The sequence below is a fragment of the Streptomyces harbinensis genome, from assembly GCF_900116145.1.
Lineage (GTDB): Bacteria > Actinomycetota > Actinomycetes > Streptomycetales > Streptomycetaceae > Streptomyces > Streptomyces carpaticus.
The window spans coordinates 821620-830687 of record NZ_FPAB01000001.1; the positions used below are offsets into that span (position 1 = coordinate 821620).

The following is a 9068-nucleotide window of genomic DNA, read 5'->3' on the forward strand; positions in this document are numbered from 1 at the left end:
GCGGCCGGTGGCCGGGCGTCCCCGTACTGCACCGGGCCTGGCACCGCTCCCCCAGGCTGCTCGTGCCGCTGGGCCTGGTGCTGACACTCGGTCTGCTCATCGGGGTCGCCATGAGCTATCCGATGGCCCTGCGCCTGTTCACGGTGGGGCGCACCGATATGACCGGCTGGCAGAGCGCGCTGCTGTTCGCCGCCGCCCCGCTCGCCGCCGCCTGGCGCATGGTCGTGCTCCGTCCGCTGTATCTGTACGCCATGGCCACCTGCCACCGGGTGAACCGCTGGGGCACCCGGTCCGCGGTGGAGGTCGACCTGGCCGTCCGCGGGGAGCCGGCCGGGGCGCCCTAGTCGCGGCGGGTGCCGATCACGGTGGCGAGATCCGGGGCGAGGCGCAGTTCGGTGGCCCGCAGGGCGGGGTGGGTGAGCCAGTGCACGCGGGCGTGGTCGACGGCGCCCTCGTGGCGGGGCGGCCAGGTGGTGGACGGGGTGAAGTCGTCGATGACGACCGTGCCGTGCGGGGCGAGCAGGGCGCGGGGGTCGGCCGGGGTGTCGCCCGGTGTCTTCCCCTGGCCGCCGCCGTCCAGCACCAGCAGGTCGAAGGGGCCGTGTGCGGCGATCGCCGGCCACTCACCGTGCAGGACCGTCACCCGCGCGTCGTCCGCGAAGAGCCCGGCGGCCAGGGCGGCCCGGCCCGCGTCGCGCTCCACGCTCACCAGGCGCACGCCGGGGCCCGCCCCGGCGGCCAGCCAGGCCAGGCCGACCCCGCAGCCGGTGCCGGTCTCGGCGATCGTCCCGGTGGCACCGCCGGCCAGCGCGTGCAGCAGCCGGCCCTGCTCCGGACGGCAGGAGTACGCGAAGCCCGCCGTGCGCGCCGCGCGGACCGCCCGGGCCACCGGCGGCGGCACTTCGCTGAGTTGCTTGTAGGCGTTTGTCCCGCGCTCCGTCATGGGGTGATGATGTCCCTGATCCACTCCCCGTGAACGAGGGGATCCACAGGGTTCCGCAACGAAGGAATCGGATGAGCTTCCCTTATCTCTCCCATGATGTGGCAGGAGAAGGTCCGGCGGTGCTGTTGCTGCACTCCTCGGTGTGCGACCGCCGGATGTGGGATCCGCAGTGGCGGGTTCTGATCGACGCGGGTTTCCACCTGATCCGGCCGGACTTCCGGGGGCACGGCGACAGCCCGGCCGTGCCCGGGCCGCACAGCGACGCGGAGGACGTCCGGGACCTGCTGGACGAACTGAACGTGGACCGGGTCGCGGTGGTCGGCTCCTCCTTCGGGGGGCGGGTGGCGCTGGAGTTCGCCGCCCGCTGGCCCGAACGGGTCGGCTCGCTCGCCCTGTTGTGCGCGGGGTCGCCGGGGCACCGGCCCTCGGCGGTGCTGACCGCCTTCAGCGACAAGGAGGACCAGCTGATCGCGGCCGACGACATCGCCGGAGCGGTGGAGCTGAATGTGAGCACCTGGCTGGGCCCGGACGCCGACGGCAACACCCGGGCGATGGTGCGGCTGATGCAGCGGCGGGCGTTCGACGTACAGCTCGCCGCCGAGGAGTCCGGTGCCCAGCCGCCGGCGGCGGAGCCGGTGCGGCTGTCCCGGATCGGCGCGGTGCCCGTGCTGGCGATCTCCGGCGCGCACGATTTCCCGGACTTCCGGGAGATCGCCGCGTCCCTGCCGCACGAGCTGCCCAACGCCCGCCATCTGGAGCTGCCCTGGGCCGGCCATCTGCCCTCGCTGGAACGCCCGGCGGAGGTGGCGGGGCTGCTGGCCGGTTTTCTGCGCGACCAGCGGTGAGAAGGGCCGGAGCGCACGGCGGCCGGGCGGGGAAGCGATGGCCGGCGAGCGCTCCGGAGGTGGCGGTGCACCTCTGCCCTGCACGGCGGAGGTTCACTGCACGAGCAGTATTCTGCCGCAGCGCCGGGCCGGTCCGGGCGGCCGTCACCATGATCCGGTCACGGTGCGCCATGGTCTGACTACAGAACGTTAAACATTCAAGTGTGCCATGTCGGCGCTCACCTGCGGTTTCCTCCGCCGGCGCGCCACTGGACCCCGTTCGCACGCCCCCGCAACACGGCCGGAATTCACGCCCGCAGCACAGCGGCCAGCTCCGCGATCCGCCCCGGCCCCACCCGGCAGCAGCCGCCGATCAGCTCCGCCCCCGCCGCCCGCCACTCCTCGGCGAGCGCCGGATCGAAGAGGTCGGGGCCGCGCCATGCGCCGCGCTCCCCGTCCCACCGCTCGCCGCTGTTGGGATAGGCGACCGCCGGTTTCCCGGTGAGCCGCACCGCCAGCCGTACCGCGCCGGTCACCTCGCCCGGCGCGCAGCAGTTCACACCGGCCGCCACCACCTGCGGATCCGCCGCCGCCAGGGCGAACGCCTCGGTGAGCGGCTGACCGGCCCGGGTGCGGCCCTCCGCCACGGTGTACGACAGCCACACCGGGACGCCGCAGCCGCGCGCCGCCGCCAGCATGGCCCGGGCCTCGGTCACATCCGGCACCGTCTCCAGCGCCAGCAGATCGGGCCCGGCGGCGGCCAGCTCCGCGATCCGCGGGCGGTGGAACGCCGTCAGCTCGGCCTCGGTCAGCCCGTACCGGCCCCGGTACTCGCTGCCGTCCCCCAGCACCGCCCCGTACGGGCCCACCGATGCCGCCACCAGCACCCCGGGGCCGGCGGCCTCCCGGGCCAGCGCCACGCTGTCGCGCAGCAGCGCCGCGGCGGCGTCCCGGCCGATGCCCCGGCGGGCGAAGCCCTCGAACGACGCCTGATAACTGGCCGTGATCAGCACCCGCGCCCCCGCCCGGACATAGGCGCGGTGCGCGGCGAGCAGCTGCCCCGGATCGTCCGCCAGCAGCCGCGCCGTCCACAGGTCGCCGGACAGCGCGCACCCCTGGGCCCGCAGCTGGTCGGAGAGACCGCCGTCGAGGACCAGGGGGGCGGTGCGCGGCATTACAACTGGCTCTGCACCTGGGAGGCGATCAGCTCCAGATGGTCCAGGTCGGACAGGTCCAGGATCTGGAAGTAGATCCGGGTTGCGCCGAGTTCGGCGTAGCGGCCGATCTTGTCGACCACCTCGGCGGGCGACCCGGCCAGCCCGTTCTCGCGCAGTTCGTCCACCTGGCGGCCGATCGCCGCCGCCCGCCGGGCCACCTCGGCGTCGTCCCGGCCGACGCAGGCGACCAGCGCGTTGGAGTAGATCAGCTCGGACGGGTCCCGGCCGATCTCGGTGGCGGCGGCCCGCACCCGGTCGAACTGGGCGGCCGAGTCGGCGACCGAGGCGAAGGGGATGTTGAACTCGTCCGCGTACCGGGCCGCCAGCGCCGGGGTCCGCTTGGGGCCGAGCCCGCCGAGCAGAACCGGCACCTTCGGCTGGGCGGGCTTGGGCAGTGCGGGCGAGTCGGCCAGCTGGTAGTAGGCGCCGTCGTAGGAGAAGGTGTCGCCCGGCTGGGTCTCCCACAGCCCGGTCACGATGGCCAGCTGCTCCTCCAGCCGGGGGAACTTCTCCTTCGGGAACGGGATCCCGTACGCCGTGTGCTCCTCCTCGAACCACCCCGCGCCGAGCCCCAGTTCGACCCGGCCGCCGGACATGGCGTCCACCTGGGCGACCTGGATGGCCAGCACCCCGGGCAGCCGGAAGGTGGCGGCGGTCATCAGGGTGCCGAGCCGGATGCGGCTGGTCTCGCGGGCGAGACCGGCCAGCGTGATCCACGCGTCGGTGGGGCCCGGCAGGCCGTCCACACTGCCCATCTTCAGATAGTGGTCGGACCGGAAGAAGGCGTCGAAGCCGAATTCCTCGGTGGCTTTGGCGACGGACAGCAGGGTCTCGTAGCTGGCGCCCTGCTGCGGTTCGGTGAAGATACGCAGATCCATGCGCTCCATTGTGACCCCTGGAGATCACCGGACGGGAAAGCGCTCCTCGTTGCGGTCGATCTTGGCGGCGAGCGCGGCCAGCGGATCCACGCCGAGCACGGTGCACAGCTGGAGCAGATAGGCGAGGACGTCGGCGATCTCGTCCTCGACCCGTTCGGCGCTCTCCGCGTCCTCCATGACGGTCAGGGACAGCTCGGGGGTGAGCCACTGGAAGATCTCCAGCAGCTCCCCCGCCTCCACGGTGAGCGCGGCGGCCAGGTTCTTGGGCGTGTGGAACTGCTCCCAGTCCCGGGCGGCGGCGAATTCCGCCAGCCGGTGCTGGAGGGCGGCGATCTGGTCGGGGGGTACGGAGTCGGTCACGTCCATGGGTCTATCACCGTCCGCGCCGGCGCCGGGCACCGGCCCCGTACCGGCACCGGCGGGCGCGGGGGTACGGGGCGGGTACGGTCCGGTCAGCCGCCGCGCCGTGCCTGCGGTGTCCCCGGGGTGAGCAGCGCGGTCTCCCCCGGCGAGACATCGGGGCGCAGCACCTCGGCGGTGCCGGCGGCGGGCCGGAACAGGGCGATCTCGCCGGGGGCGAGAGCGGCGGCGAGCCGGCCGGCGTCCTCGCCCAGCACCCGCGCGGCCATCGGGGCGAACTGCGCGTCCAGCGTCAGGACGGCGTCCGCGCCGCCCCAGAACCGGGAGTGCCGCGGCACCGCCCGGGTCACGTGCAGCACCGTGCGCCAGGGGCCGGCGGCGCTCGCCGCGGGCGGCGGGCGGCGGCGGTCGCTGATCAGCGCCTGCGGGCCGGACTCCACGGTGGGCGGGGCCGGGGTGCGGTCCGGCCAGTCGCCGATGCCCTCGCCCTCCGCGAACTCCAGCCGGTCACCGGCGGCGAGCCGCACCCCCGACCACTGGTCCGGCACCCGGGTGCTCGCGGTGACCCGCGCCCCGGCCGCCAGCAGCCGCAGCGCGAACAGCCGGCCGAACAGCGACTCGCCCAGCACGCCGATCCGGGTCCCGGTGCCGCCGAGGGCAGGCACCGACACCGGCCGCCCGGCCCGGTCCGTGCCCAGATGGATGCCGGCCGCCACCGGCAGCGCGTGCACCCCGCCGCGCTCCTCGTCCCGCCACCGTTCGGCGGGGATGACCGCCGTACCCGTCCCGTGTCCGCGCACCGCGCGCTCCTTTCGCATCGTCCCGCTCACCGCGCGGCCCCGGACGGCACCAGGCCCGCCGCCTCCCACACCGAGCGGGCGGGGTGGGCCAGCGGAAGGGTCGCCAGCAGACCGGCCCGCTGGTCGGCCGCCGGCGGGCCGACGGTCCCGGTACGGATCAGGCGGTCGCGTTCGGCGGCGGCGTGCTGGGCGACGGTGGACACCAGCCGGACCGCCGTGCGTACCCGGATGCCGTCGTCGTGGGTGAGGGTGGCCGCCGTCACCACCCGGTCGGCCGTGCAGCCGCCCAGCGCGGTGATCAGCCGGGCCCAGTCGGCCGCGGCGGCGACCGGCACGGTCATGGTGCAGTGCGTGGCCGCCTTGCCCGCCCAACTGCCCGGCAGGGCCCGGCCCTCGCCGGTGGCGTCGCCCGTCTGCCGCAGCAGCGCCGCCGTCTCCTCCGGCCCCAGCGGCCTCGACGGCATGCCCTGGGCTGCCAGCCGGGCGCGCAGCCGGGCGAGCGCGGCCACCACCGCGGCCCGCCCGCCCACCGCGCCGCCGCCGCGCCGCGCCGCCGCCTCCGGCGCGTCCAGCGGCTCGTAGCGCAGCACCAGATGGGCCCGGACGGCCACCGGGCGTCCCTCGGAGGGCAGTTGCCGGTAGGCGACGGTGGGCTGGTAGCGGTAGTGGAAGTCCCACGGCGGCACCCCGAACTGCTCCACCAGCACCTGGGCGGCGGCCGGGCGCGCCGGGTCCTCGGTGAGCGCGTACGCGATGAGGTCCACCGGCAGCGAGGGCACCGTCCCGCCGGGGAAGGCCAGCACGGCGGCGTGCCCGCGGCCGTCCGCGAGCACCCCGACCGGTGGGCCGTTGCGGTCGGTGACCGCGGTGATGTCCAGGGCGGGGAGCAGCGTACGGGCCAGGTCCGGCGGCCCGCCCCCGTACGGCGCCCCGCCGGGGTGCTCGGGGTCCGGGTCGCCGGCCGGGGCCGGCTGTCGGGTGTCCTGCCGCAGCCGGGCGGTGACCAGCTGATCGGCCCACCGGCCGCGGCGCCGCAGCAGCGCCCCGGCCAGGGTGACGGCGCCGCCGCCGATCAGCGCGCCGCCGGCGGCCCCGCCGACCGCGACCCCGGCCGCCGCCGCGCCGAGACCGGCTTCCAGGGCCACCCAGCGGGCCCGCCCGAATCCCCTGCTCATTCCTGGTTCCCCTTCTGTTCCACCACGGCGGCCAGCGGATCGAGCACGGGCCCGGCCGGCAGCAGTCCGACGAAGCTGGCCGGCACGGTGGGCGCGGCGCCCGGCGCGTACCGCAGCCGTTCCACCGCCTCGGGCGAGGCGAACGGGTAGGCCAGGCCGCCGTCGGTCACCAGGGTGTATGTGCCGCCCGCCCCGGCGGAGGTGGTGGCGCGCACCACCGCGCCGGAGCCGGCCGGCACCCAGATCTCGTCCAGCGCGCCGAGCCGCCCGTCCCCGGACCGCACCGGGGTGAGCCCGCCGGGCTCGGGCAGGGTGGCGGGCAGATGGACGGTGGCCCGCCACGGCGCGTCCCCGGGCTGGCCGCCCGGCGGGGTGCTGACGCACACCGGCTGGTTGCGGCCGGGGTCGGTGGCCACCGGGCGTGCCTCGGGCCACGAGCGGTCGCCGGGGGCGGACTCCGCCGAGCGCGGGGCGCGGGCGGCCTCGGTGGCCGAGACGGTGTGGTCGGTGGTGGCGTGCGCCCCGAGCAGGGTGTGCACCAGCTCCGGCAGCGAGACCAGGCCGTCCGGCCGGACCAGGAAGTACTGCGGGCTGCCGCCGCCGGGGTCGGTGTGCGCGAGGTCGCCGACGGCGGCCGGGAAGGGCAGCTCCACGCCGGGCGTGTCGCCGGTGCCGCTGCCGGGCTCGGGGATGGTGATCCCGGGGCCCTCGGGCAGCGTCGCGATGATCCGCAGCGGGAGCGGGACGGGGTCCCGGGTGAGGCTCAGCAGATCGCGGATGCCCTGCTCCAGTGCGTAGCGGCGGCCTTCGGTGAGCAGCCACAGGGCGCCGTCCTCGTCCTCGGCGAGCACCGTCGCCGGGTCCTCGCCGGTGGCGGCGGCCTCGGGGACGGAGACGTACAGGGCCGTTCTGGCCGGGTCGCCGCCGTTCTCGGCGGGGACGGCGCACAGCGTCCACAGGTCGTCGACGAGCGCGTCGGCCGAGGGCAGCGCGTCGGGCGCGCCGGGGATGCCGACCGGGAGCCCGCGGGGGGCGGCGTCCAGGACGGACTGGCGCACGGTGGTGACCTCGCCGCCGCCCGCCAGCAGCGCGGAGGCGAGGTTGAGCGCCGGGTGGACGGTGCCGTCGCTGACCACGTACCGGTCGCCGCTGCCGCCGGCGACGACGGCCCCGGTCGCGGGCAGGCCGGGGCCGCGCCCCGCGCCGAGCATGCCGGCGATGCCGAAGCCCGCCATGATGAGGACGCCGACCGCCACCCCGCTGCCCAGGGCGCGGTTGAGGCGGCGTCTGGGGTCGGTTCTGGCCTCGTCGGTGCCCCGGAAGAGGCTGGTGGTGCGGCGGCGGTTGTCGTAGGCGTACGCCTCGGCCTGTTCGCGTGTGGTGGCCATGTGTCAGGTCCGGTTCCGGGTGGAGGACGGGGCGGTGGTGGCGGATCTGCCGCGCGGTGCGGCGCGACCGGGCGGGGCGCCGGCGGGGCGGGGGGCGGCGGCCGGCGGGAGGTCGGTGCCGTCCAGCCAGTCGAGGCGGGTCGCCGCCGGGGGGCCGGGCGGGGGGTGGTCGGCCGGCGGGCCGCCGGGGCCCGGGCCGAGCGGGCCCGGGTGCCAGCCCCGGCGGGCGGCGCGGCGGACGGCCGGGACGGCCGGCAGGCCGAGCACGACGGCCAGCAGCAGTCCGCCGCTGACCGCCAGCGCGGTGACGGCGGTGTCGGAGAGCCCGGGCTCGGGCCGGGGCACCGCCTGGACCGGGATGGCGGCGGGCGCCCGGTCCTCGTCGTCGCCCGCGGCGCCCCCGGCGCGTTCCAGGCCCAGCCCGGTCACGGCGCCGAACGGGTCGACGATGCCCGCGCCCGTCAGGTCGTTGCGCCCGCCGCCGACCGGCGAGGCGGAGGCGATCAGCCGCCGGGCGACCTCCTCGGCGCTCAGCTCCGGGAAGCGGGAGAGGACCAGGGCGGCGGCGCCGGAGACCTGGGCGGCGGCGAAGCTGGTCCCCGACTCGGCCCGGTAGCCGGAGCCGCCGGGCGCCACCACGGTGAGGTTCTCGCCGTAGGCGGCCAGGTCGACCCACTCGGCGGCGTTCGAGGACTGCATGGGCGCGCCGGCGCCGTCGACGGCGGCGACCGCCAGCACCCCGTCGTAGGCGGCGGGGTACATGGACTGGGACGGGTCGCGGTTGCCCTCGTTGCCGGCCGCGGCGATCACCAGCACCCCGGCGTCCACCGCCCGTTCGACGGCTTCGCGCACCGGTGCGCGGTCGCCGGGGATGGCGAAGGAGAGATTGAGGACGGCGGCGCCGGAGTCCACGGCGTCGTCGATGGCGGCGGCCAGGGTCTCGAAACTGGCCCGGTCCACACCGTCGGCGATCCGGACCGGGTAGACGGCGGCGTCGGGGGCGACGCCGGCCATCCGATCCCCCTCGGTGCGTTCGGCGGCGATGAGGCCGGCGACGGCGGTGCCGTGGCCCTCGCAGTCCTGTTCCGGTGCGGGGGCGGAGCGCTCGAAGCCGTGCGCGGCCGGGACCATGACGTACTCGCTGCCGGTGACGACGGCGTCCGCGAGGTCCGGGTGCCGGGCGTCCACGCCGGAGTCGACGACGGCCACGGTCACGCCCTCGCCGGTGGCCAGGTCCCAGGTCTGGCGCAGGCCGAGCAGGTCGATCAGCGGGTGGGGGCCGCCGTCCGGCAGGTCCACGCCGGTGACCTCCTGCCGGCACGGTTCGGCGGCCAGGGCGCGGCCGGCGGTGCCGGGCGGGGAGAGCGGGGTCAGGGGCGCGAGGACGAGGGCGGCGGTGAGGGCGAGGAGCGTACCCGCCCGCCGCCGGGCCGCCGCCGCGGGGCCGCCGGGTATCCGGTGGGTGCTGGTCATCCCGGTCTCC

10 protein-coding genes are annotated in these 9068 nt (G+C 76.7%); 2 read left to right on the top strand and 8 right to left on the bottom strand.

What is annotated here, in order from left to right; genetic code table 11:
• The first annotated feature begins 77 nt into the window (after positions 1–77).
• The gene (locus BM385_RS03685; RefSeq protein WP_139275140.1) at positions 78–344 is read left to right on the top strand and encodes a hypothetical protein; all 267 of its coding nucleotides are present in this window, start codon (positions 78–80) and stop codon (positions 342–344) included.
• Here BM385_RS03685 and BM385_RS03690 read toward each other — a convergent pair.
• A complete protein-coding gene (locus BM385_RS03690) occupies positions 341–943 on the bottom strand; it encodes an O-methyltransferase (protein ID WP_093842152.1) in 603 nt (200 codons plus the stop codon). The genes BM385_RS03685 and BM385_RS03690 overlap by 4 nt on opposite strands.
• A gap of 71 nt (positions 944–1014) precedes the next feature.
• Here BM385_RS03690 and BM385_RS03695 point away from each other — a divergent pair, with 71 nt between their 5' ends.
• Positions 1015–1788, top strand: coding sequence for an alpha/beta fold hydrolase (locus tag BM385_RS03695; protein ID WP_093842153.1), 774 nt, complete (start codon positions 1015–1017; stop codon positions 1786–1788).
• 287 nt (positions 1789–2075) lie between these two features.
• On the opposite strand, the gene mmuM is transcribed toward BM385_RS03695, so the two are convergent.
• The 7 genes from mmuM to mycP all read right to left on the bottom strand — a co-directional run bounded on the left by mmuM (position 2076) and on the right by mycP (position 9058).
• Positions 2076–2942, bottom strand: coding sequence for a homocysteine S-methyltransferase (mmuM, locus tag BM385_RS03700; protein ID WP_019435178.1), 867 nt, complete (start codon positions 2940–2942; stop codon positions 2076–2078).
• Entirely contained in the window at positions 2942–3862 is a 921-nt protein-coding gene (locus BM385_RS03705) for an LLM class F420-dependent oxidoreductase (RefSeq protein ID WP_026047679.1), read from the bottom strand. Before BM385_RS03705 ends, mmuM begins: the two co-directional genes overlap by 1 nt.
• A gap of 24 nt (positions 3863–3886) precedes the next feature.
• Positions 3887–4228 (bottom strand): nucleotide pyrophosphohydrolase, encoded by a 342-nt coding sequence (locus BM385_RS03710; protein ID WP_093842154.1) that lies wholly within the window; start codon positions 4226–4228, stop codon positions 3887–3889.
• An 86-nt stretch (positions 4229–4314) separates the two neighbouring features.
• Positions 4315–5022 carry a hypothetical protein gene (locus tag BM385_RS03715; protein WP_019435175.1) on the bottom strand — a complete coding sequence of 236 codons (708 nt, stop codon included), beginning with the start codon at positions 5020–5022 and terminating at the stop codon, positions 4315–4317.
• 26 nt (positions 5023–5048) lie between these two features.
• Positions 5049–6197 (bottom strand): type VII secretion protein EccE, encoded by a 1149-nt coding sequence (locus BM385_RS03720; protein WP_093842155.1) that lies wholly within the window; start codon positions 6195–6197, stop codon positions 5049–5051.
• The gene (gene eccB / locus BM385_RS03725) at positions 6194–7585 is read right to left on the bottom strand and encodes a type VII secretion protein EccB (protein WP_093842156.1); all 1392 of its coding nucleotides are present in this window, start codon (positions 7583–7585) and stop codon (positions 6194–6196) included. Before eccB ends, BM385_RS03720 begins: the two co-directional genes overlap by 4 nt.
• A gap of 3 nt (positions 7586–7588) precedes the next feature.
• Positions 7589–9058: a type VII secretion-associated serine protease mycosin gene (gene mycP, locus BM385_RS03730; protein ID WP_093842157.1), complete on the bottom strand. Its 1470-nt coding sequence runs from the start codon at positions 9056–9058 to the stop codon at positions 7589–7591.
• Positions 9059–9068 lie beyond the last annotated feature (10 nt).

Coding starts and splice junctions, on each gene's coding strand:
- mmuM (WP_019435178.1), bottom strand. CDS start 2,942: ATGCCGCGCACCGCCCCCCTGGTCCTCGACGGCGGTCTCTCCGACCAG.
- BM385_RS03720 (WP_093842155.1), bottom strand. CDS start 6,197: ATGAGCAGGGGATTCGGGCGGGCCCGCTGGGTGGCCCTGGAAGCCGGT.
- mycP (WP_093842157.1), bottom strand. CDS start 9,058: ATGACCAGCACCCACCGGATACCCGGCGGCCCCGCGGCGGCGGCCCGG.
- BM385_RS03690 (WP_093842152.1), bottom strand. CDS start 943: ATGACGGAGCGCGGGACAAACGCCTACAAGCAACTCAGCGAAGTGCCG.
- BM385_RS03710 (WP_093842154.1), bottom strand. CDS start 4,228: ATGGACGTGACCGACTCCGTACCCCCCGACCAGATCGCCGCCCTCCAG.
- BM385_RS03695 (WP_093842153.1), top strand. CDS start 1,015: ATGAGCTTCCCTTATCTCTCCCATGATGTGGCAGGAGAAGGTCCGGCG.
- eccB (WP_093842156.1), bottom strand. CDS start 7,585: ATGGCCACCACACGCGAACAGGCCGAGGCGTACGCCTACGACAACCGC.
- BM385_RS03705 (WP_026047679.1), bottom strand. CDS start 3,862: ATGGATCTGCGTATCTTCACCGAACCGCAGCAGGGCGCCAGCTACGAG.